The sequence below is a fragment of the Bacillus cereus group sp. BfR-BA-01316 genome (assembly GCF_022664195.1).
Classification (GTDB): domain Bacteria; phylum Bacillota; class Bacilli; order Bacillales; family Bacillaceae_G; genus Bacillus_A.
The window spans coordinates 35,524-59,733 of sequence record NZ_JAKUGX010000020.1 but is presented as its reverse complement, the minus strand read 5'-3'; the positions used below and the strand labels follow the sequence as shown (position 1 = coordinate 59,733).

The following is a 24,210-nucleotide window of genomic DNA, read 5'->3' as shown; positions in this document are numbered from 1 at the left end:
CCTAAATAATAGTTACCATTTTTAAAAATAAAATTCAATTTAATAATTCCTTTACACAATTTCGGTGTAGCTTTTGAATAAAGTTTGTGTGAATTTGAAATAAAGTTACGATGTTTATAAAAAAGACGCGAAGTTTTGAAGAAAGTTGTGACGTTTCTAAAAAAGATGCGATGCTTTATTCCTGCAATCCAAAAATTCCAAGTAAGTTTGTTTAAACTTTTTTATAAAATGAAAAATTAAATCTGTTTGATAGAAAGCCATTTTGATTATTCTTTTTTCAAAATGGATTATCTTTAATTACCACAAAATAAGGGCTTGGTAAGTACTTTTGAACAAACTTTGTTTTAAAGCAACAGTTTGATTAAATTAACTTAATAAACCTTGATAAAAGAACAAATAGAAAAAGCGTGCTTTGAAAAAAGATTGATTAAAACACGCTTTTTCTATATTCAATTGAATCATCCTTTTATAAAAAAGTTTGATGATTTTTGTGATCCTTGCTCAATTAAAGCGTCCGATTGCGGAAGATCAAGAAAATGATTATGATTGCTGCTTATAGCTTGTTGAACTAACGCACCCGTTACTTTAAGCGAATTGATTCACAATCTTACTGGGAATTTACCTAAAAAAGCTGAATTAACTTAATAAAAAAAGGATTCCCTTTTTGGGAATCCAATTCATTCAGTGTCACTTTGGTTAAAGTCTAATCTTCTCGGTTCGCAACACTGTCATTAGCCTCATCGGCACCTTCGCCGACTTTGTTACCCATCGCTCCTCCTGCAACAGCTCCTGCAACGGTACCAAGTGGACCAAGAACAGAACCCAAAGCAGCTCCAGCGACAGCACCGACACCAGTTCCTACCGCTTCGCCAGCATCATTATCGACACGGTTACGTTCGTTTTTATCAGCCACTCATCTCACCCCTTATTTAGAATAGGCAAGTGCTTTCCAGCACAATACCTTACATATTTTTCCCTATAAGGACAGATTTATGCGAAGTTTAAATCTGTCCTTATAACTTTGCAATTTTCACTATCCTTCACGTTGTACAATAAGAAAAGTTGCCATAATGACAGCTAGATCTTAAACTATTGCAACCTTTAGTTCAAGTAGTACTAGTGCAACTTTTATTTATTCATCTACTCCTGCATCTATTTTCCAGCTATTTTGCAACTTCCGGATATAAATGATCTGGCCAATATGATATGCGTTATGAGTTGACACATTTCCAAGTATTGCCCACCATTTCACGTGTCCAGGATAACCATTAACTTCTCTCTCAACTTTTTCTTCAGATAATAACTCTTGCCAACGTAAAAGCACCTCTAATAGTTGTTTTTTTAAGGCAGCAAAAGTATGATTTTCAGGAATAATAAAGTTGTTATTATTATTTCCTATTGAAGGCACAGCATCAACGTGAGATTTTTGGTACCTTGTTTGCCATGTTTGATTCCAATATAGTAGATGCTGCACAATTTCAGCAATACTATTACTTTCTTCGTTTGGCGTCCAAAATGCATGTTCCTCAGACAATCTTTCTACTGAATCTGAAAATGGTAGGTACCAACTTGGGTCATTAGCATTTGCCAACAACTGATCTGATAAAACATCTTTTGCATGAGCCATAACCAACACTCCTAATTGTAGCTTTATAATAAAGTTTGATCAAAAATACCTCGCAAACCCATATTTTACGTTAAATTAATAGAACCCGTTTTGAAAAAAGATGAACAGCTCCCTGTCAAGTAGACAGTGGAAATAATAAAAATACTTTAAGCGGCTTGAACCCTGTATTCCAATGGGCTTAAGCCGTTTAATCTTTCTTGGTAACGTTCGTTATTGTAAAACTGGATATAATCATCTATTGCTTGTTGTAACGCTTCAAATGTTTCATATTTATGTAGGTAATATTTTTCACATTTCAATGTTCCCCAAAACGATTCCATTGGTCCATTATCTATACATTTTCCTACACGGGACATGCTATGAATCATGTTTGCTTTTTCTATTTTTCTCTTAAACCCATGTGACGTATATTGATACCCTCGATCACTATGAATCAATGGTTTTTCATTCTCTTTTAATATAGTGATAGCTTGGTCCAATGTTTGAAATACCAATTTATTATTGTTTGAATGACCCAATACTTAGCTAATAATAGAGCCATCATAAAGATCTAAAATGGCGCTTAAATATGTTTTTCTTCCGTTTCTTAATTTGAACTCTGTGACATCTGTTACCCATTTTTCATTAGGCTTGCTTGCAGTAAATTCACGATTGAGGCGATTTTCAGCGACATATTGCGCTGACGAGGGAACATAGCGTTTTCTTTTTCGACGAATCACGGACTGTAATCCAGCGATGTGCATTAAGCGATAAATGCGTTTATGGTTAAACTTTTTATGGTATCTTCTATTAATATTTAATTTCATTCTTCGATACCCATAAATGCCTCCTACTTGTTCATAAATAGCTTGAATATCTTGAAGAATTGCTTCATTTTCTAACTCTCTAGCTGTTGGCGTACGTTGTAGCCATTTGTAATAAGCGGCACGAGATACACCGGCAATTTCACATAAAAGGATCACTGGCAGATTTTCGTTCGCATGTAAATCTTGAATTGCTTTATATTTATTTTGTAGACGAATGCTTGTTAACGACGCCTCCTTTCGAGTTCCTCTAACTTTTTTAAAAAAGCATTTTCTGCACGTAATCGTTCATTTTCTCGCTCTAAACGTTTCATTTCCAGCTTAAACTTTTCTTCATCTGTTAATTCATATTCCTCTTTCTTTCGACCACGTTTGTCTTGTAGTGCCTTTTCACCATGTGCTTCAAACTTCTTGACCCATTGATATACCTGTTGATAAGAAACTTCATAGCTTTTGGCTGCGAGTTGATAGCTTTTCTGATGTTGTAGACAGTAATTTACAATTTGAATTCGTTCTTCTAATGTTGTTTTTCTTCTACTTGTCATAGAGTTTTTCATTCCTTTACCAGTATCATTTAATTCTCTATGACTATTATACTTTTTAATCCATTTTCCTAAAACCGCAGTACTGGATATATTGTATTTTTGGATAACCTTGCTTAACGAATAGTGTCCTGATAGATAATCATTGACCGCTGCTAACTTTAGCTCTTTTGAATAAGACTTCCAAGAAGTCGCTTCTGTTAAACCGTCTTCACCATTCATTTCATATCTTCTCTTCCAATCTCTAATCGTACCAGGATCAACAGAAAACTTAGCTGTAATGTCAGCTATTGAATGATGACCATCTTTATAAAGGGTTAAAATAGCCAGTTTTTCAGCTTTAGAATACTTTATTCGAGCCATAGAAAATACTCCCCTTAGATAAACAAATTTTATTTTTTATCTGTCTACCTAATGGGGAGCATATCAAGATTGATCAAAACGGATTCATTTTTTAAAGAATCCAGTTGCAACAATATATTATGTCTTCTAGTTTGAATATCCTCTTTTTAACTTTAGTAATGAAAATAAGCCGATATTATGCAACTTTGTATAAAAAGCTGCATAATATCGGCTCTAAGGATTTTATACGTTATAGAAGATTAGCTTTTTGTTACATTAACAGAGCCTTTCTAATTAAAAATTATAGGAAAAGTAAATGTAACGAAAGCTGCCCAAATTCCGTAGACTGGCAAATACTTAGTAACGGCATCTTGGATAGTTGAAGGTCCAGATTTGTTTTGTAGAAAACGCATATAGGAGAGCATAATCCAAATTAGATTTGCCCAGATAAGTATGTTTACTCCTAAAACAGCAAGTCTATTAGGCGTAATCCCATAAGAAGAAAGTCTGAACACGATGGCTGACAAAGCCACACTGTCAATGATAAGCGTAAGAACAATTAAGGCGAAATTTATATAATCTGAAATGTTCTTTTTCTCGTCTGAGTCGCTCTCGGTAATGGAAAATATGGTAACGGCCAATACACCAAGGAGTATTCCGTTGAAGGCTATCAGGAAATTGCGGTCCAAGAATGGATTTTTTCCGGCCCATATAACCGTTATAAGATAGACCAACAATGTGACCAGGACAAGAGGACTAAAAATTTTAGCTATATATGGTGTAATATTCTTAGCAAGTTTAAGATTCATTGATACCAGATATGCAGCCACAATAGCTAGAGCGGCGGCACCAAATAAAACGACATTACTAAAATAAAAGTCTTCTATATCCAAGTCAACAAAGCTAAATAACTGCATGGTTAATGCTGCTAGTATCATTCCGCTAACTGCCATGCTGGCGTAGAGAATACAATATTCCAAATTAAATTTAATATAGGCTAATCTTGTACTGCCTTTTGAATATTCATTTCCTGTAAATGCAAGCCCTACCAATACCCATAAGAATATGGGAAGGTGTAAATAAGCAAGGATAATACTGTCTTTATAATTTAATGGCAGCATATTAAGATAAAGCCCGGAGATTAGGAACAACGCTGCAAGGGAATAAATAACACTTTTTTTCGGAGTATTATTGTAAACAAAATAGGCAGCAATAAAGGGAATTATACCAAAAGCCAGGTTAATTGGAGCAATTGCTTCCTGTTCGACAAAATGGAAAATGATTCTGGTGCTTATCCCGGCCAGAATGGCTAAAATGCCCATGAATAAGAAACCTTTTTGAAGCAAGGAAGATTTTTCTGTATTTGCCGTCTCATTGAAATGCAATCTTTCATACCAAACGCCAAGAACCTGAGAATCAGAATTTTGTTCCCATGCGTGTGAGAATGACTTTTTAAAAGTTTTCGGGTCTTTTCTATACATTCTCTCCAGCTCATGAGGGTTAGCAAGATTTTCAACAATCAAATTGTTAATGTCCATAGTTATACCTCCCCTAATAATTGTTACATTAAGTCTCCTCAATATGTTTAACTGTCTTCGTCACTTATGTATTCTAAAATATCTCCAGGCTGACATTCTAAAGCCTTACAAATTGTCTCTAAAGTGGATAGTCGAATCGCTTTTGCCTTTCCATTTTTCAATATAGAAAGGTTCGCCATTGTTATTCCAACCTTCTCCGAAAGTTCTATTACGCTCATTTTCCTTTTTGCTAACATCACATCAATATTGATTATAATTGCCATTGTTATTCACCTCAGACCGTTAAATCATTTTCTGATTTGATATTAATTGCTTCTTGTAAAAGTTTTTGGAGAACAGCCGCAAAGACTGCGATAACCATCGAAGCAAAAGGAACAACCAATCCGACAAAGATAACTCCTGGTGCGTCGTCTACTTCCGCAAAGATATAGAAGAGCGGCCAAACTAGCAAATGAAAAATAATGATTGTGATGGCACAGTATTTGATTTTCTTTAAAGCTTTTACAGATAAATCGGAGAAAGCTTTATTTTTGTCAATATAGCGTAAGAGTTTGAAAGCCTGATACAAAGCAAAGTAAAAAGGTATCGCCGATGCATCAAAAGCGATGAAAACGAGATATTTTATAAAAGAAAACTCTGGAAGAAATTTTGCTGCAAGATTCGCCATCTCAGGCACAAAAAAGATGCACAGAGCAAGAACTGGGATTCCTAAAAGAATAACAGCTACTTTTAAAAATAACGTTGTTACTTTTTCTATAAAAAGCACCTCGCTTATTTATTCTGATTTTGATTTTAATATATATTTTATTGTTTTACAATAAAATTTTATTAATTTGAATAAAATTTTTATTGTGAGTTTTTGTTTTAAGCAAAAATAAAAAGCATTCCTCATTCAAAGAAATGCTCTATAATTTTAAACCACTAAATTTATAACTTTTACAGCTATTCTTTATATCTGATGTGCTAAGTCCATGATAAAAACATAAAGATACTAACAACGATTCTTCAGGGAAATTTAACATATTTTGTTTAATTGCTTTTTCTACAGCCTTTTGTTCCTCTATGGTTAAAGGGGGAGTAGTTGGAGGTAAAGCTCTTGATTTCTCTTTCGTTAAAGGCACATGTGTTATAAATTTTTTTCGCTTTGCCAACTTAAGCAACACCAATAAATCTTTCCTGACAATCTTTCTATTTTTAGGATTCAAAGTAAGTAAAAAATCATATGTATCATCTTATTGAATCATCTTCCAAGAACGAATATGTGGCTTAAACTCCACAATGAATCTTACACACTATGAATAAATGACTTTTTTTATTGGCTTATGAACATACACACACCGCTTATTATCGCTCTACTTCATAGGTAATCCCATACTTCTTCAGCTTCTTATATAAATTAGCCCGGGACATGCCCAGCTTTTTCGCAGCAATGCTTTTATTTCCGTACGTGTCTTCGAGAGCTTGTATAATTCTAGTTTTCTCCAAGTTCTTTTTCGCATCAGTGAGTGAACGCTCTGTGTGATGGACAGGCCTCTGCAACGGCAATAGCTGTAAAATATTTGATTCACGTATTTCTTTACCGTCATGAAGGACAATCAATCTTTCTATTATATTGCGCAGTTCACGAATATTACCCGGCCAAAAGTACGCATGCAGTCGATTCATTGCTTCTTGATGAACGAAAGGAGCGGGCTTGTTATATTTAAAAGAAAATTCCTTTAAGAAATGATGCACTAAAAAAGAAATATCATCCGTTCGCTCTCTTAGCGGCGGGATGTGAGCTGTGAAAACATTTAGTCTATAAAATAAATCAGATCGAAATGTCCCGCTGAGCACCATATCTTCTAACATACGATTCGTTGCGGCGATCACTCTTACGTTTATCTTTTTCGGAGCTTGCCCACCAATTCGGTAAATCTCTTTTTCTTGTAAAGCGCGAAGTAGTTTCACTTGCATATCAAGCGGTAGTTCTCCCACTTCATCTAAAAATAAAGTGCCGCCATTTGCTAGTTCTAACTTTCCTGCTTTTCCGCCTTTAGCGGCTCCAGTATATGCACCAGATTCATAACCGAATAACTCACTTTCAAATAGAGCGGCAGGGATAGCGCCGCAATTAATCGGGATAAAAGGTTGCTTGTTTCTAAGACTCGCTTCATGAATGGCCTGGGCAAAGAGCTCTTTCCCAACGCCGCTTTCTCCTGTGATTAAAATCGTCGCAGCGGTTTTGGCTACTTTTTTCATGTTGTGGATAATGTGTTGAAGTGTTGCATTATTTCCTTTAATCGTGCTGAAGGGGTCATCTTGCTGATGTTGAATCATTTGTTTTAATTGCTGTAATTCTTCAGAAGTAGAGGATAATTTTTCATTTAACTTAATCGTCGCGGTAATATCTCTTTCTACAGACATAGAACCAACTAATTCATCGCTGTCGTTATAAATAGGAGTCGTACTAATTAGTACGTGCTTATCTGGCCGAGGAAGATGATAAATATCTCGAACCGGTTGCCCGCTCTCAAGAACTTTTAAATTCATAATATCTTCTTTTGAAAAGAACTCCTGCACATTTCTACCGATAATATCTTCTTTTCTTATGTCATACATTTTTTCTGCTGCCTCATTCCAGTACAACATAACACCCTTCGTATTTACGATAGAAATCGCTTCTTCCACGTAAGAAAGGAGTGTATGTAACGTTGGAACTGCAAAGTTATCGAATTGTTTCATAGTATATCCTCCAAAGATTTTATCCCGCTATTTGTGGACAGTAAGATTCCCACCTCAAAAATCAGCGAATGCGAGGGTGTTAGGTGGAAGTCGGGCTATCCGTAAAGGCCCGATTGGTGTGGGCTAATAATCAGTGGGAATGGAAAAGACACCCACTGATTAAAGTGTAACTTTATAAAAAAGTAGACAGTGGTATACAGATTTGTTGCCAAAAGGATACACCTTTTTCAGAAAAATGTAAACAAATTAACGCTCGGCATGTTGGCATGATACTTGCAATGAAAAGGTTATAGAAAATATGAAGGAGAGATAGAAATGAAGATTAGTAAAATATACACGACAATTGATGCTCACGTAGCTGGAGAACCACTTCGAATCATTACGGGCGGAGTGCCAGAGATAAAGGGAGAAACGCAGCTAGAAAGACGCGCGTACTGTATGGAACATTTGGATCATCTTCGTGAGATTCTTATGTATGAACCGAGAGGACATCACGGCATGTACGGTTGTATCATTACTCCGCCTGCAAGTCCTCATGCTGATTTTGGCGTGTTATTTATGCACAATGAAGGCTGGAGTACGATGTGTGGTCATGGAATTATTGCTGTTATTACAGTTGGAATTGAGACGGGTATGTTTGAAGTGAAAGGTGAAAAACAAAAATTCATTATTGATAGCCCTGCTGGGGAAGTCATTGCGTACGCAAAATATAACGGGAGCGAAGTAGAGTCAGTATCATTTGAAAACGTTCCTTCGTTCGTATATAAGAAAGACGTTCCTATCAAAATAGATGACTATGAATTTCAAGTAGATATTGCATTTGGCGGAGCATTCTACGCTGTTGTAGACTGTAAAGAATTTGGTTTGAAAGTCGATTTCAAAGATTTACCTGCTATTCAAACGTGGGGCGGTAAAATTAAGCACTACATTGAGAGTCAAATGGAAGTAAAACATCCACTTGAAGAAGGTTTAAAAGGAATATACGGCGTTATTTTCTCAGATGAATCGAAAGGAAAAGACGCTACTTTACGAAATGTAACGATCTTCGCTGACGGGCAAGTAGACCGTTCCCCTTGCGGCACAGGAACTTCCGCAAGAATCGCAACCCTTTTTGAAAAAGATGCCTTACAAAAGGGAGAAACTTTCATCCACGAATGTATCACTGACGGCCAATTTGAGGGAGAAGTATTATCCGTAACAGAGGTAGATAAATATGAAGCAATCGTTCCGAAAGTGACAGGGCAGGCATTTATTACAGGGTTTCATCAGTTTGTTGTAGATCCGAGGGATGTTTTGAATCGGGGGTTTTTGTTAGCTTAATGTTTTCTTAAGGGAGGGACCTTTGGATGAAGTGGTGGCGGAAATTAAATTTACCTGTGAAAATTTTGATAGGGGCATTAATCGGTATTGCGTTAGGGGTAGTATTTGGACCGAAAGTAGCTGTTTTAAAACCGATTGGGGATATATTTATTCGTTTATTACAAATGATTATCGTGCCGTTAACTTTTTTAAGTATCGTCTCAGGTATCGCACAACTTGAAAATCCGAAAATGTTAAGGGCAATTGGCGGAAGAATTTTCATTTACTATGCAATGACAGCTGTATTAGCGACAAGTATCGGCGTAGTAATTGCTTATATTATCAATCCTGGTAAAGGAGTAGAAGGTCTTCTTGCGAATGGGCAGAACTTTAAAGAAGAGGAATTTAGTTTTATAGATAATATCGTACAATGGTTTCCTTCTAACATCATTCAAGCGGCTGCAGAAACAAGTATGCTTCAAATTATTATCTTTGCTATTTTTGTCGGCATGGCACTTATTCTTCTTGGCGATCAAGCGAAAGGAACTCGTAAATTAGTTCATGAAGGATCAAAAATAATGATTAAAATTGCAGAAATCATTATTGGATTTGCTCCGTACGGAATTATGGCGTTAATTGCTCATGTAGTTGGCACATTTGGAGCAGACATGCTTACTGCGGTCGTTAGCTATGTAGTAGCTGATTACTTATCATTACTACTCATTCTGTTCATTATGTACCCAATTGTACTGAAAATTTTCGGGAAGATAAGCCCACTTCACTTCTACAAACAAGTGAGTCCAGCTATGCTCGTAGCTGCTAGTACAACATCAAGTAGCGCTACTCTTCCGGTAACGATGGAAGTTGCGCAAAAAAGACTTCGTATCCCTGAATCGGTAGCTGGTTTCACCATTCCGCTTGGAGCCACTGTTAATATGAACGGACTATCAGCGGCGCTCGGTGTTTTAGCGGTCTTCGCATTAAATGTATATGGAATTCCGATTACATTTGGGCTTATTATGCAAACTGTATTTTTAGGAATTGTCCTTGCAGCCGGCTGTGCCGGAGTAAAAGGTGCGGACGTTATTACCGCGACCATTTTACTCTCTACACTAGGGCTTCCGCTAACAATTATCCCGATCATCGCAGCTGTTTCTCCGCTCGTTGATATGGGCCACACAGTTGTAAATATTACGGGTGATTTAGTAGGAGCACAGGTCGTAAACGAAAATATTGCATCTAGTGAAGAGAAGAATTTAGAAAAGGGTGAACAAATATGCTAGTCATAAGCGCGAACGAACAAAAAAACTTAGTAAATATGAAGGAAGTCATTGAATATGCGGCGCTTGCTTTAAAAGAATTTTCCGCAGAAAGAACGATCACACCAATTCGCGGCTCATTACCATTTGCGAGTGAACAAAATACCGCGTTAATTATGCCTTCAGTCGCGGAAGGACTTGAGGCGCTTGGAGTAAAAATAGTAACGGTAGCCCCTCATAATAAGAAGCTCGGAAAGAAAACGATAAACGGGATTGTGATGCTATCAGACTTTCAAACGGGAGAACCACTCGCACTTTTAGAAGGTTCTTATTTAACAATGATCCGAACAGGCGCCTTATCAGGTGTAGCGACAAAACATTTAGCTCGTCATAACGCAAAAAACTTATGCATCATCGGCACAGGGGAACAAGCGAAAGGAATTGCAGAAGCTGTATTCGCGGTTAGAGATATCGAAAAAGTCATTCTATATAACCGAACGGAAGAAAAGGCCTATGCATTTGCACAATATATACAAGAGAAATTCAATAAACCTGCATACGTTTACAGGGATCCAGATGAAGCAATAAGTGAAGCCGACATCATCGTCACAACAACGAATGCATCCATACCAGTCTTCACAGAAACATTGCAAAAAGGCGTCCACATAAACGCCGTCGGTTCATTCAGACCGAGCATGCAAGAACTACCATCTCACGCCGTCGCGAACGCAAACAAAGTAGTAGTTGAATCAAAAGCAGCAGCACTAGAAGAAACCGGTGACCTTCAAGTTCCGATAAAAGAAGGCTTATTTAAGGCAAGTGACATCCACGCCGAACTTGGTCAAATTATAAGCGGGGAAAAAACTGGTAGAGAGAACGATGAAGAGATTACTATTTTCAAATCAGTAGGTTTAGCGGTAGTAGATATTATTGTTGCAAAGTATTTGTATGAGAAAGCGGTGGAGCGTGGAGTGGGGAATATGATTGAGTTTTGAGGCTGCCTTTTGGTGGTCTTTTTTTTGTATGGGTGGGGTTGGTTGACAGGTTATACAAAGAGGCCACCTCTTCAAGGTGACCTTCTGTAATTCACTATTTTGAACTAGTACCGTTCTTTAAACTATCTTCACCACTCAACTCCGCCTCAATCTGCGAAGTCTTCGAAGATTCTGCCATACGCCAATATGTGATAAAGCTGATCGCGATACATCCAGCTACGTAGAAGTAGAATAGTGACTCCATTCCGATACTCTTTAGCCATAAAGCGATGAACTCAGCTGTTCCGCCGAATATCGCAACTGTTAGTGCATATGGTAAACCTACGCCAAGTGCGCGAATTTCAGTTGGGAAGAGTTCTGCTTTTACAATTGCGTTGATTGAAGTGTACCCAGTAACGATAATGAGGCCGACCATCATAAGTAAGAATGCTACGATGGGTTCTGTTGTTTTTTCCATAAAGAAGAAGATTGGTGCTGTTAGTAAGGTTCCAAGAATACCGAAAGCCATTAATAGTGGGCGACGTCCAATTCGATCGGATAGTAGCCCCGCAATTGGTTGAAGTACTACGAAAATAAGTAGTGCGACAAAGTTAATCCAGCTTACAACTTCTTTCGGGAGACCGACTGTGTTTACCATGAATTTTTGTAAATATGTTGTGTACGTATAGAATGCAACAGTGCCTCCTAGTGTTAGGCCGACTACTGTTAATACTGCTTTTGGGTGTTTCATAAGAGCGCGAATTGTTCCTGCGCTTTCACGATTTTTAGATTCCATGTTTGAGAACTGCTCCGATTCATCCATCGTGCGGCGAAGCCATAATACAGCTACTGCGCCCATCGCTCCAATAATGAACGGAATACGCCAGCCCCAAGCTTTCATATCTGGTTCGCTTAGTAATTGCTGAAGAACAATTTGAACACCTAACGCAACCATCTGCCCTGCAACGAGCGTTACATACTGGAAGCTTGAATAGAACCCACGGCGTCCACTACTAGCCATTTCAGATAAATACGTTGCGGAAGTTCCGTACTCTCCGCCGAGTGACAATCCTTGAAGTAAACGAGCAAGAACTAAAATAATTGGTGCCATAATACCGATGCTTTCGTAACTAGGTGTACAGGCAATAATTAAAGAACCACCGGCCATAACCGTAATGGAAAGAGTTAATGCTGCCCGGCGTCCGTGCCGATCTGCATATCGTCCCATTAATAAACTTCCGATAGGGCGCATTAAAAATCCAACTGCGAAAATAGCGGCTGTGTTCAGTAATTGACTAGTCGGATCTCCTTTAGGAAAGAACTCTGCTGAAAAATAAACGGCGAAAGCAGAGTAAACATACCAGTCGTACCATTCAATTAAATTGCCGACAGAACCTTTAAAGATATTGCCAGCGACTCGGTTAGATTTTGCTTGAGCCATAATAATTCCTCCTCGTGCTTATAAACAAAAAATATATATGAAAGCGCGTTCATTATAGTTGAATTGTACTATTCTTGAGTTGTAATCTCAATATTATGACAATTTTATTCTTTTTGTACTTTATGTACATGGAGATTTTAATAGTTGATTCATTTTCAGTTTTGTCATAATAATAGAAAAGGAGATTGATATTTTTGAATATTTTATCAAAGGATATGAAGGATGAAAAAATCACGTAAAGTGTCATTACAAACGAAAATATTAGGCTTAATTATTACATTAATTTTATTTGTCGTTCTCCTGTTAGCGGGAATATTTGTTTACATTCAGTCCGTTGATACGAAGCGCCAAGTGGAACAGTTAGCACTGCAAACGGCTAAATCTCTTTCTTTTATGCCAGCTATAAAAGAGGCTTTTCAATATAACGAGCATAAAAGTACCATTCAATCCATTGCGGAACAAGTTCGCGAGCAAGCTGGTGCAGATTATGTAATTGTGGAAGATCGCTATGGGGTTATGTATTCACATTCTAATTCGGAGTTGATTGGTACAAAGAGTAACAATCCATATAACTATGAAGCACTTACTTTTGGAGGGTATTATACGCTCGAAGGAAAGGGAGTAAGTGGTCCGGCTTTAATGGCGAAAGCACCCATTATCGTTCATAACGGAGACTACGATCAAGTTGTAGGCATTGTTACAGTAGAGTTTTTAATAAAGGGTATTGAATCTAACATATTGAGCAGAACGAAAGAAATTATCCTCTTTTCTTTAGCGGTATTACTAGTTGGAATTGTTGGCGGCATTCTTTTAGCACGTAGTATCAGGAAAGATACACTTGGTTTAGAGCCGAATGAAATCGCAGCGTTATACCGGGAACGAAGCGCAATACTACTATCTATAAAAGAAGGGATTATTGCGATTGATCAAAACGGTTTTATTACTATGATGAACATTTCGGCAGAAGAGATGCTGCATGTAAACGGTGATTATATGCAGCAGCACATTTCAAAAGTTTTACCTGATTTTAATATGGAGAGAGTACTAGAAAACGATCAAGAAATCGCGTTTCAAGATAAAGTGTTTATTTTAAACATGACACCGATACTTGAAAATAATAGTACGGTAGGTGTTGTCTGTAGTTTTAGAGATAAAACTGAATTGCAAAACCTTGTTAACACAATATCTGAGGTAAGAAAGTATTCAGAGGACTTACGCGCTCAAACACATGAATTTACAAATAAACTTTTCGTCTTATCAGGTTTATTGCAGTTAGGGCACTACAGAGAAGCAATTGAATTTATCCAACAAGAATCTAATATTCATCAAAGCCAAAACCATATTTTATTCCATCAAATTCATGATGCGAAAGTACAAGCTATTTTATTGGGGAAACTTGGAACAGCGTCTGAGAAGAAAATCGATTTTCATATTGAAGGAGATAGTGCACTTCATCCGCTACCAGATCATATAAAAGTTTCGCACCTTATTACGATCCTTGGAAACATTATCGATAATGCGTTTGATACGGTGAGTGAACAAGGGGAGAAGAACGTTTCTTTCTTCGTTACGGATATTGGGCACGATATTGTTTTTGAAGTAGTAGATAGCGGGATAGGAATACCAGCAGAGAAAATCATGAATATTTTTCAAAAAGGATTTTCAACGAAAGGAAACAATCGTGGTTACGGGCTAGCGAATGTGAAAGAAATGGTAGATCTACTAGAAGGAACAATTGAAATTCAGAACGAGAAAAATGGAGGAGCTATTTTTACAATCTACCTTCCGAAAACATTAAGAGAAAGTAAATGACAAACAGGGGGATGGGTATATGTTAAAGGTTGCAATTGCAGAAGATGATTTCCGCGTAGCACAAATTCAGGCGGAGTTTTTATCAAAAATAAAAGATGTAAAAGTTATCGGAAAAGCATTAAACGCAAAAGAAACGATGGAACTACTACAAAAGGAAGAAATCGATTTACTTCTATTAGATAATTATTTACCAGATGGAATTGGAACCGACTTATTATCGAAAATCCATGCTGACTTTCCAAACGTTGACGTCATTATGGTTACAGCGGCGAATGAAAACCATATGTTAGAAAAAGCAATTCGAAATGGCGTAAGCAACTACCTTATAAAACCGGTCACGTTAGAAAAATTTGTTCGCACAATTGAAGACTATAAAAGAAAGAAGCAACTATTACATAGTAACAATGAAGTAAATCAAGCGCTAATCGATAACTTCTTCGGAACTTCACAAATACAAGATTTGAAAAACTTACCGACAGGTGTTGATCCGTTAACACTGCAAAAAGTGAAAGGAATTATAAAAGGATTCGAAGAGGGAATTACAATAGAAGAAATGGGAGAACAAATGGGGGCCTCCAGAACAACCGCAAGAAGATATTTAGAATACTTAGTAGCGACAAATGAATGCACAGTAGAGTACACATACGGCATTATCGGACGACCAGAACGAAAGTATCGAATAGGACGAGGGTGATGAAAAAACGATTATTGTTATGTATATGGATCGTGACAGGAGTAATAGCTGGTTGTTCTTCGGAAAAACCTCAAACGAATACAGTAAACATAGACAAAGTAGAAATCGTTGCGCCAAACGTTCAAGGAGCGGGCTGGGACTTAACAGCGCGAGCGATGCAAAAAACGCTGACAGAAGAAAAAATCTTCACAAAACCAATCACTGTCACAAACAAAGTAGGCGGCAGCGGTGATGTCGGATGGAAATATACGAAACAAAAAGGCGGTCACGTACTTGCGATTAACTCAAGCTTACTTATAACGAATAACCTACTAGGCCACAGTAAACTAACATATAAAGACTTCACACCGCTCGCAACATTAGCGTCGGATTGGGAAGTCGTTGTCGTATCAAAAGACTCAAACATAGACAACGCGAACCAACTAATGGAACAACTAAAACAAGACAAGAAAGACTTCAAAATCGGTGTTGCCCCAGGCCTAGGAAACGACGATCACCTATCCTTCGTACAAGTAAGCAAAGCGTTCGGCATAAACCCTGCCGAACTAGAATTCTTCGTCTATGAAAACAAAGAAAAAATCATAAACGCCCTAACGAACAAACAAATCAACGCCGCAACAATGACCCTATCCGAAGCCGAAAAGCAATACAAAGCCGGCAAAATAAAAATATTAGCCGTATCCTCCGAAAAACGTCTAGACCGATTACCTGAAATTCCAACATGGAAAGAACAAGGAATCGACGTCGTCTTCCAGCATTGGAAAGGAATTATGGGACCGAAAGATATGACGGAAGAAGAGGTTGCTTATTGGGATGATGTGATTAGGAGGATGGCCCAGAGTGATACTTGGAAGGGGATTTTGAGGGAGAGGGGTTGGGAGAGTTTTTATAAGGGGAGTGGGGATAGTAGAGTGTTTTTGGAGGAGAGTGATGGGTGGTATGGGGGGATGGTGAAAAAAGAGGCTTAAGAGGGAAGTGTTCAATCATGCTTTATTTTTGGAGTTACTTCTATATAATATAAAAGAGATGAGAGTGTTAGGCTAATTACATTAAAGGTGCTAGATAGGAATAGATAAAATCTATCTTACTGATTAAAAATATATTAGTCGTTAAAAGATATAAAAGCATTTTTCAGTCTATAAGGTGTGGGAACGTAAATTATAGAGTTTCAGTGAGATTTAAGGAGGACATAATGAAGAAAAATATTTATGTTGTTGGAGCGGTAATTGTTCAAGATGAGAAAATTTTATGTGCGCAAAGAGGACCTTCTAAGTCGCTACCTCTTATGTGGGAATTTCCAGGTGGAAAAATAGAAGAGGGAGAATCACCTCAAGAGGCTCTAAAACGTGAAATTAATGAAGAAATGCATTGTAGTGTGCAGATTGGTGAACAAATTGATTATACAGCCTATGAGTATGATTTTGGTATTGTTCATTTGAAAACTTTTTATTGTAAGCTTGTTGAAGGAAGCCCAGTTTTAACTGAGCATGTAGCCATTAAATGGTTATATCCCAATGAACTAGCAGCTTTAGAGTGGGCACCTGCGGATATCCCAACTATTGAGAAATTATCAAAGGCATCGATTGTAAAGTGATTTGATTAAAAACTATTCGTTTTATGCGGATAGTTTTTTACATTGCAATAAATTTGCACTTTAAATCAGTGAGTAATACAATTAGTATAAAAATTTGTCATAAATGGTGATCATATGGAGAATTTCATTCAAAAATTAGAGGGATCTTTATATAAAGGGTTTATTGATCAAAAACATAATCATCCCGGAATATATAAGCCAAAATTATTAGTAAACAATACGAAAAAAAATGAAAATGTTTTAAGCTCATTGTTGGAGGAGTTAGAAAATAGTACATCCTTTATTTTCTCAGTGGCTTTTATTACGGAAAGTGGGCTGGCGACTTTAAAATCACATTTCCTTGATCTTAAACAAAAAGGGGTTAAAGGACGTATATTAACATCTACATTCTTAAATTTTAATACACCGAAAGTGTTTAGAGAGTTAATAAAACTTGAAAATGTAGAAGTAAGATTAACAAACTTATCTGGTTTTCATTCAAAGGGATACATATTTGATAACAAAACACATTGTTCATTAATTGTCGGTAGTTCAAATCTGACTGCACATGCTTTGAAGGTAAACTATGAATGGAACGTCAAGTTAACATCGCATGAAGATGGAGAGATTGTTCAACATTTTAAAAATCAATTTGAAGAAGTCTGGGAGCATTCTCAAGTATTAACTGAAGAATTGATTGGAAATTACGAAACAATATATGAGCAAGTTGCAGAAAATAAGATGCTAGATCGAGTTATAGAATTACCTAGTCAATACCATAATTCAATTGAAGAAGCTTTGAAAATTACTCCGAATAAAATGCAACAAGCTGCGTTAAAAGAAATACAAGCTATTCGAGAAGCTGGAAAAGAAAAAGGATTAGTTATTTCCGCAACAGGAACAGGGAAGACATATCTTTCAGCATTTGATGTCAGAAATTTTGCACCTAAACGGATGCTATTTATAGTTCATCGAGAACAAATATTAAATAAAGCGAAATCAGATTTTCAAAAAGTTCTTGGTGGAGCAGATGAGGATTTTGGGATTTTATCAGGATCAAATAAGCAAATGAATGCTAAATATTTATTTGCGACGATCCAAACCATTTCAAAAGAGGAAAATTTACATCAATTTGATCCTGAGCTATTCGATTATATTTTAATAGATGAAGTTCATAAAGCTGGTGCTAGTTCTTATCATAGGGTTATTGATTATTTTGAACCGAAATTTTTAATGGGAATGACTGCTACACCTGAACGTACAGATAATTTTAATATTTATGAGCTATTTGATTACAACATTGCTTATGAAATTCGTTTGCAAGAAGCGCTTGAAGAAGATATGCTTTGTCCTTTCCATTATTTTGGAGTAACTGATTTTGAATATAATGGTGAAAAGATAGATGACACTACGGTTTTATCTAAACTTGTTACGGAAGAACGAGTAGATCATATAGTTGAAAAAGTAAAATATTACGGTTTTTCCGGTGAGAAAGTAACAGGACTAATGTTTTGCAGCAGAAAAGATGAGGCAGAACAATTATCACATGCCTTAAATAATAGAGGTTTTCGCACATTTGCATTAACCGGCGATCATTCCCAACAGGAAAGAGAACTGCGCGTGAATCAATTAGAAAATGGCGTGCTCGATTATATTTTAACGGTAGATATATTTAATGAAGGAATTGATATTCCGAGTGTGAACCAAGTTGTTATGTTAAGACAAACTCAATCAAGTATTATCTTTATACAGCAGCTGGGGCGTGGACTTCGAAAACACGATTCGAAAGATTTTGTTACGATTATTGATTTTATTGGAAACTATAAAAACAACTATTTAATTCCGATTGCCCTTTCAGGAGATAGATCGCAAAATAAAGATAATATACGTAGATATACAAATGATACGAGTTATATTAAAGGTATTTCAACAGTTAACTTTGAAGAGATAGCGAAAAAGCAAATCTTTAAAGCTATTAATAATAGTAATTTAACAGCAATGAAAGTATTAAAGGAAGCTTTTGCTGAGTTGAAAAATAGAATAGGAAGAATTCCATATCTATATGACTTTATAGTAAATCATTCTATTGATCCGGTTGTACTTGTGGAAGGATATTCGAACTATTATCAGTTCCTATTGAAAATGAAAGAAGATGTCCCAGCATTAACAGAGTACGAGAATAAAGTTTTAACAATGTTTTCATTGGAAGTATTGAATGGAAAACGTAAAAATGAAATTGTTTTATTAGAATTATTACTAAAGCAAGAAAAAGTTGAGAAAGATGCGTATCTAAAACAACTGGAGAAATCTAATTGCTTAACAAATGATGAGACGATTACTTCTGTGCAGCGGGTCTTTGAGTTATCGTTTTTTACACAGAATGGCCAGAAAAAATATGGGGAAAAGCCAATTATCGCATTGCAAGAAGATAAGACGTATATGTTTAATGATTTAATCCGAGAAAGTTTAGAACAGAATGAATACTTTAAGTATATGGTAATGGACATCATTAGAAGTGCGAAAGAAAAAAACAAAAACTATGAGTGTGATAGTAACCTGACTATATATAAAAAGTACTCAAGAAAAGATGTATGCAAACTTTTAAATTGGCATATTGATGAAACTTCAACTGTATATGGTTATAAAACAAAACATTATACTTGTCCAATATTTATCACATATCATAAAAATGATGAAGTAGAATCCAGTGTGAACTATGGTGATGAATTCCTTAATCAAGATGTTCTTAAATGGTATACAAGAAGTAATAGAACATTAAAGTCAAATGAAGTTCAGACAATTATTGATGCTAAAGAAAATAATATTGACGTCCATATTTTTGTGAAAAAAGATGATGACGAGGGAAGCGACTTTTACTATTTAGGGAAAGCAACGCCTGATAAAGCGAGTGTAGAACAAACTGAAATGCAAGACAAAAACGGAAAAGAGCTACCGGTTGTTACGATGAATATGATTATGGAGAAACCAGTTGATAATAAGCTTTATGATTATATAAAGGATGGTAATGTTTTGTAGGTAGATTTGACTTCTAATGCCTTTATGCCCCTAAAATGATTAAAGGGATAGTAGCATTAGTAGATAAGATAAGGCTGTATCAAAATGACATCGGAGTATGCTTTTGATACGGCCTTATTTATTGGATTGTAATGTGTTGTTTAAATTGAAGCGTGGTTACAAGAAATTGAAAAGACAGGAATGGAAAAAAGCTATAAAATGCTGTTACTGTTAGCGATGTTACAATGCGGGAAAGAGAGGGTACCATCCTATCTCACCAGAAAAAGTTGCACCATTCTTCCATAAATTCTTAATGGAAAAAGAGTACCGTAAGCGAATTGATTTTAGCGATAAGCAAACGCAACGTATGTGGGAATATGATGAAGAAAAAGTTAGTAAACTAATCGCTACAATGCCAATGACAAAATGGATTGGTAGTTCGAAAGGCTTACTATCATTTGATGAAAACTTATTTTCTCTAAATATGGATGTTAGAAAAGAAGATGAAGAAATTTTATTTGAATGGACGAAGGAGATATGTGAATATCGTCTTCATACATATTTTGAAAGAAGGACAGCAACGCTTAAATAGGCGTTGCTGTTTTATTAACTGATAAAATCTAGATAATATGGCAATGTTTTTTCAGAAAAATAGAATAGATTACCGTTTCGAGCAGGATTTTAGGACTTTTTATTGATGTTAACTAATATTGTATGTTCTTGATACTTTTTAATAGAAGTGGAAAATGTTTTTTGGGGAGGAGTGGGTGAAGTAGGAGATAACCCAATTTTATTAGAAAGTATTTTTATTTTTCTTTGTAAATCCTTCTTTTGAATGGGGGTAAGGTGATTAACCAAGTTATGACAGCAAATATCTGTTAATTTATCAAATAGATGAAGAACTTTATCAAATACATACTGATGTATTGAGAGAGTGTATTGTTGTTTTAATGATCTTGTAAAAACAATATCTTTAAGTCTCTCATTATCTAAATTCTTATCGTTGATCATATCGTTAATGCAATTCATTTGGATATTTTTGGGGGATTTATTAAATGCATCTAATGTGGTTAATTTTTTTATATCTTCTATATTGTTAGCATTTATTCCACGTTTAATATAAATATCAGCTACGTATTCTTTATTTTCAGGATGTATATTTGTCAAATGATGGATCTCAGTTAATCCATGTCTTCCAGCTCCAGATTGTTCCGCTCTAATTTTCCAGTGAATGTTAACATCTTTGCCATTAATGTATTTTTTTACAGTCTTTTTTTGTATGTTACATTGCTTAGCTATATTTTCTTCTGTGTAACCATAATCAAGTAAAAAACTAATCATTCGTTCTAGCTCATAGCCTGTTTTTTTCTTGTATTTTAATTCAATACGGAGACGATTTAGAACTCTAGAGTCTTTTGAGGTGAGTTTTTCCACTTTGCATGTTACGAATGGAATATTTAAATGTTTTAAAGCCCAAAAACGACGATAACCTTCGACTAATATAAAACAATTAGAATTTTTTTCTTCTACAATAAGTGGTTCTATTAATCCATTTTGTTTAATGTTTGTAGCAAGACTAAAATCTTCTAAATTCTTTCGGAATTCATCTTCTAGTTTAATATGTTCTAAAGGGATGTTTTTAAATTTCAAAATAAACCACCTACTTGTTTTAGGGTTTTATTAATGGATATTCAAAAGGTAATTTGTACGATTACTTAACTTATAAATTTATTGTTGTAGGTAGTGCAAAGAGAGCGAATGATTTTAAGATACTAAAAAGACGAAAGAGGCACCTTCCAAAACAAAACCTTCCTAATCAAACTAACCCACACTAAGCCCCTTCCATACCCCTTCCATACCCCTCCCAAGCCCCTCCCAAGTAATAAATCACTAAGAAAAAACAAAACAAAAACAACTACAAGAACAAACACCGTAGTAGTAGTAGTAGTAGTCAAAAAAATTTGAAATAACACGCCAAAAACCCACCCCTCCTTCCTATATATAGTACAAAGAAGAAATTTTTACTTTTGAATGAGGACGGGAGGAATTGGGATGGCGGTGTATCGTAATGTGCAGGTGAATTTTTGGCAGGATGATTTTGTTTTGGATTTGACGCCGGAGGAGCGGTATTTTTATGTGTATTTGTTAACTTGTTCGAAGACGACGCAGTGCGGGATTTTTCCGTTTCCGAAGCGGTTAGCTGAGATGGAGACGGGTTATAACAGGGAGACGGTTGATAAGTTGGTGCAGCGCTTCATTGATTATGGAAAGATTCTTTATGATGCGGAGACGAGGGAGTTATTTATTTTAAATTGGCTTCGTTATAATCCTGTGACGAATACGAATGTGGAGAAGTGTGTGCTTCGTGAGCTTAAGGGTGTGAAGAATAAGGAGTTTGTACATATGTTTCTTCAGAAGTGTGCGGAGGAGGAGCTGAGTGTTCCGATGCTTTTAGCTCATTTCGGTATGCCTGGTGATTTGGCCGTTCATGATGTTGATCCGATTTGTGAAGAGGTGGAAGAAGAGGTTATAGAGGAAGAGACGGGAAGTCGCGTGTTTTCTTTTTACGAGCAACATTTTGGTAGTTTGTCTCCTCATACGGTAGAGGAACTGAGTGCGTGGATGGTTGATTTATCAGAGGAGCTTGTGCTGAAGGCTCTTCAAATTGCGTATGAGAATAATAAGCGGACGGTTGCTTATGTGAAGGGGATTTTGAGGGGGTGGCACGGGAAAGGATTTACGAAGGTGTCTGAGGTTGAGGCAGATACGGCGAATTTTCGAAAGAAAGAGTCGTCTGTTAGTACCGGGGAGACGGAGGAGTTTTTGACGAGGTGCGAGGAGTGGGAGAAGAATGCGCTGTCAGAGGAAGAGTTGCAGCGGTTCTTAACTGAACGCGGGTGGCGGCCATGAGTATTCAAAATGTGGAGGCGGAAAAGACGGTGTTAGGTTCTCTTTTAATTGATGGAGAGCTTATTAAGGAGTGCCGTTTGACGGAGCAGTATTTTTCTATGCCAGTGCACAAGTCTATATTTCAGTTAATGCGAAAAATGGAAGAAGAGGGGCAACCGATTGATCTTGTAACGTTCATTTCTAGGGTAGATCCGAATTTTTTGAATGGGATCGGGGGAATGGAGTATTTTATAGCATTAATGGAAGGAGTGCCTACAACTGCCAACTTTTCTTATTATGAGGGGCTTGTTCGAGGTGCATGGAAAATGTATCAGGCTGGCGTTCTCGGGCACAAGATGGGAGAGCGTCTTATTGCGGAGAAGGATGAAAAAATTATTGGCGAGACGATTACGGCGCTTTGTGAGTTAGAGGAAAAGGACTATGTATGTGAGTTTGATTTGAAGGATGCTTTAGTTGGGCTATATGAGGAGCTTCATCAAGATACGAAAGAGAATACTGGTATTGAGACTGGTTATAAGTCGTTAAATAAGATGACGTGCGGATTGCAGGAAGGTGATTTTGTCGTTCTTGGTGCGCGTCCTTCTATGGGGAAAACGGCGTTTGCGTTAAATATTGCACTGCATGCGGCGAAGTCTGGAGCGGCGGTTGGGTTGTTTTCATTAGAGATGAGTAGTAAGCAATTGTTAAAAAGGATGGTGTCTTGCGCGGGCGAAGTGTCAGGAGGTAGGCTGAAAAATCCGAAGCATCGTTTTACGGTAGAAGACTGGGAAAAGGTGAGTAAGGCGTTTGCGGAGATTGGTGAGTTGCCTCTTGAGATTTATGATAAGGCCGGTGTTATGATGCAGGATATTTGGATGCAGACTCGTAAGTTAAAGCGGAAGCACGGTGATAAAAAGCTTTTAGTTATTGTGGATTATTTGCAGCTTATTACGGGCGATCCGAAGCATAAGGGCAATCGGTTTCAAGAGATTAGTGAGATTTCTCGTAAGCTTAAGTTGTTAGCGCGTGATTTGAATGTTTGTGTAGTGGCGTTGTCGCAATTGTCTCGTTCTGTAGAGTCACGGCAAGATAAGCGTCCTCTTTTATCTGATTTAAGAGAGACGGGACAAATTGAGCAAGATGCGGATGTTATTATGCTTATGTATCGAGAGGATTATTACGATAAAGAAACGATGCAGAAAGAGATGACGGAGATCCATGTGGCGAAGCATCGGAATGGACCTGTGGGCAGTTTTAAGCTGAGATTTTTGAAGGAGATTGGGCGGTTTGTGGAAAGTGGATGATAGAATAGAAGAAGGCATATAAAAAGGTAAAGGGATGGTTACGGATGACTAAAGTGGGTCGTTTATATGAGCAAGAGAAGCAAGAAGAAATAGATAAAGCTCTTTCAGCAGCTGGAATGCTCTTTAAGGGAATGAGTATAGAAGAAGTAGCTAAGAAATTAGGTGTAACAATTGAAAAGGTGAAAGAGTGGGAGAAGCGTTTATCCCATTAAAAGGGAGCGATATTTAGTGTTGCTCCTTTTTTATTTCTTGTGACATAATGCGACAAAATTTGAGCCGGAGCTTTGTTAAGATTGGCTTGGGAATCTTACTTTATATGTAATGGAAGGTAGTTGAATATAAAAAAGGTAAGGACACTTGTTTGAGGGAGTGCT

At 36.7% G+C, this 24,210-nt stretch carries 20 protein-coding genes and 2 pseudogenes; 12 read left to right on the top strand and 10 right to left on the bottom strand.

Features of this window, described 5'->3' with window-relative positions; genetic code table 11:
• Positions 1 to 703: 703 nt before the first annotated feature.
• The 8 genes and pseudogenes from MR071_RS15950 to MR071_RS15915 all read right to left on the bottom strand — a co-directional run bounded on the left by MR071_RS15950 (position 704) and on the right by MR071_RS15915 (position 7,576).
• A complete protein-coding gene (locus MR071_RS15950; RefSeq protein ID WP_000764044.1) occupies positions 704 to 913 on the bottom strand; it encodes a glycine zipper domain-containing protein in 210 nt (69 codons plus the stop codon).
• Between the two features lie 219 nt (positions 914 to 1,132).
• Positions 1,133 to 1,627, bottom strand: coding sequence for a DinB family protein (locus MR071_RS15945; RefSeq protein ID WP_242236857.1), 495 nt, complete (start codon positions 1,625 to 1,627; stop codon positions 1,133 to 1,135).
• Positions 1,628 to 1,773: 146 nt separating this feature from the next.
• Positions 1,774 to 3,335: pseudogene (locus MR071_RS15940) on the bottom strand (IS3 family transposase).
• A gap of 269 nt (positions 3,336 to 3,604) precedes the next feature.
• On the bottom strand, positions 3,605 to 4,852 hold the full coding sequence (locus tag MR071_RS15935) for a DUF4153 domain-containing protein (protein WP_242236856.1): 1,248 nt from the start codon (positions 4,850 to 4,852) through the stop codon (positions 3,605 to 3,607).
• Positions 4,853 to 4,899: 47 nt separating this feature from the next.
• Positions 4,900 to 5,115: a helix-turn-helix domain-containing protein gene (locus MR071_RS15930; protein ID WP_242236854.1), complete on the bottom strand. Its 216-nt coding sequence runs from the start codon at positions 5,113 to 5,115 to the stop codon at positions 4,900 to 4,902.
• Between the two features lie 11 nt (positions 5,116 to 5,126).
• Positions 5,127 to 5,609 (bottom strand): DUF2975 domain-containing protein, encoded by a 483-nt coding sequence (locus tag MR071_RS15925; protein ID WP_242236918.1) that lies wholly within the window; start codon positions 5,607 to 5,609, stop codon positions 5,127 to 5,129.
• 148 nt (positions 5,610 to 5,757) lie between these two features.
• Complete coding sequence (locus MR071_RS15920; RefSeq protein ID WP_242236852.1) at positions 5,758 to 6,003, bottom strand: hypothetical protein; 246 nt, start codon at positions 6,001 to 6,003, stop codon at positions 5,758 to 5,760.
• Between the two features lie 193 nt (positions 6,004 to 6,196).
• Positions 6,197 to 7,576, bottom strand: coding sequence for a sigma-54 interaction domain-containing protein (locus MR071_RS15915; RefSeq protein WP_242236849.1), 1,380 nt, complete (start codon positions 7,574 to 7,576; stop codon positions 6,197 to 6,199).
• A gap of 315 nt (positions 7,577 to 7,891) precedes the next feature.
• Between MR071_RS15915 and MR071_RS15910 the strand changes: the two genes are divergently transcribed.
• The 3 genes from MR071_RS15910 to MR071_RS15900 are packed head-to-tail and all read left to right on the top strand — an operon-like array spanning position 7,892 to position 11,129.
• On the top strand, positions 7,892 to 8,896 hold the full coding sequence (locus tag MR071_RS15910; RefSeq protein WP_242236847.1) for a proline racemase family protein: 1,005 nt from the start codon (positions 7,892 to 7,894) through the stop codon (positions 8,894 to 8,896).
• A 26-nt stretch (positions 8,897 to 8,922) separates the two neighbouring features.
• Positions 8,923 to 10,158 carry a dicarboxylate/amino acid:cation symporter gene (locus tag MR071_RS15905; protein WP_242236844.1) on the top strand — a complete coding sequence of 412 codons (1,236 nt, stop codon included), beginning with the start codon at positions 8,923 to 8,925 and terminating at the stop codon, positions 10,156 to 10,158.
• Complete coding sequence (locus MR071_RS15900) at positions 10,152 to 11,129, top strand: ornithine cyclodeaminase family protein (RefSeq protein WP_242236840.1); 978 nt, start codon at positions 10,152 to 10,154, stop codon at positions 11,127 to 11,129. Before MR071_RS15905 ends, MR071_RS15900 begins: the two co-directional genes overlap by 7 nt.
• 94 nt (positions 11,130 to 11,223) lie before the next feature.
• Here MR071_RS15900 and MR071_RS15895 read toward each other — a convergent pair whose 3' ends face one another.
• A complete protein-coding gene (locus tag MR071_RS15895; RefSeq protein WP_242236837.1) occupies positions 11,224 to 12,549 on the bottom strand; it encodes an MFS transporter in 1,326 nt (441 codons plus the stop codon).
• A 222-nt stretch (positions 12,550 to 12,771) separates the two neighbouring features.
• Between MR071_RS15895 and MR071_RS15890 the strand changes: the two genes are divergently transcribed.
• The 6 genes and pseudogenes from MR071_RS15890 to MR071_RS15865 all read left to right on the top strand — a co-directional run.
• Entirely contained in the window at positions 12,772 to 14,361 is a 1,590-nt protein-coding gene (locus tag MR071_RS15890) for an ATP-binding protein (RefSeq protein WP_242236834.1), read from the top strand.
• Positions 14,362 to 14,380: 19 nt separating this feature from the next.
• Positions 14,381 to 15,055: a response regulator gene (locus MR071_RS15885; RefSeq protein WP_242236831.1), complete on the top strand. Its 675-nt coding sequence runs from the start codon at positions 14,381 to 14,383 to the stop codon at positions 15,053 to 15,055.
• Positions 15,055 to 16,023, top strand: a complete 969-nt coding sequence (locus tag MR071_RS15880) for a tripartite tricarboxylate transporter substrate binding protein (RefSeq protein ID WP_242236829.1) — start codon at positions 15,055 to 15,057, stop codon at positions 16,021 to 16,023. The genes MR071_RS15885 and MR071_RS15880 overlap by 1 nt, the downstream gene beginning before the upstream one ends.
• 224 nt (positions 16,024 to 16,247) lie before the next feature.
• Positions 16,248 to 16,649, top strand: a complete 402-nt coding sequence (locus MR071_RS15875; RefSeq protein ID WP_242236826.1) for a (deoxy)nucleoside triphosphate pyrophosphohydrolase — start codon at positions 16,248 to 16,250, stop codon at positions 16,647 to 16,649.
• Positions 16,650 to 16,763: 114 nt separating this feature from the next.
• On the top strand, positions 16,764 to 19,664 hold the full coding sequence (locus MR071_RS15870; protein ID WP_242236824.1) for a DEAD/DEAH box helicase: 2,901 nt from the start codon (positions 16,764 to 16,766) through the stop codon (positions 19,662 to 19,664).
• Between the two features lie 147 nt (positions 19,665 to 19,811).
• Positions 19,812 to 20,235, top strand: a pseudogene (locus MR071_RS15865) (DEAD/DEAH box helicase family protein); the annotation flags it as partial.
• A gap of 89 nt (positions 20,236 to 20,324) precedes the next feature.
• Here the strand turns inward: MR071_RS15865 and MR071_RS15860 are convergent.
• Positions 20,325 to 21,293, bottom strand: coding sequence for a ParB/RepB/Spo0J family partition protein (locus MR071_RS15860; protein ID WP_242236821.1), 969 nt, complete (start codon positions 21,291 to 21,293; stop codon positions 20,325 to 20,327).
• Between the two features lie 402 nt (positions 21,294 to 21,695).
• On the opposite strand from MR071_RS15860, the gene MR071_RS15855 reads away from it, so the two are divergent.
• Genes MR071_RS15855 through MR071_RS15845 form a run of 3 tightly spaced genes read left to right on the top strand, consistent with a single transcriptional unit; the run spans position 21,696 to position 24,048 of the window.
• The gene (locus MR071_RS15855; RefSeq protein ID WP_242236817.1) at positions 21,696 to 22,553 is read left to right on the top strand and encodes a DnaD domain-containing protein; all 858 of its coding nucleotides are present in this window, start codon (positions 21,696 to 21,698) and stop codon (positions 22,551 to 22,553) included.
• Positions 22,550 to 23,836 carry a replicative DNA helicase gene (gene dnaB / locus MR071_RS15850; protein ID WP_242236815.1) on the top strand — a complete coding sequence of 429 codons (1,287 nt, stop codon included), beginning with the start codon at positions 22,550 to 22,552 and terminating at the stop codon, positions 23,834 to 23,836. Before MR071_RS15855 ends, dnaB begins: the two co-directional genes overlap by 4 nt.
• 44 nt (positions 23,837 to 23,880) lie before the next feature.
• The gene (locus MR071_RS15845; RefSeq protein ID WP_105585691.1) at positions 23,881 to 24,048 is read left to right on the top strand and encodes a MerR family transcriptional regulator; all 168 of its coding nucleotides are present in this window, start codon (positions 23,881 to 23,883) and stop codon (positions 24,046 to 24,048) included.
• Positions 24,049 to 24,210: the final 162 nt, after the last annotated feature.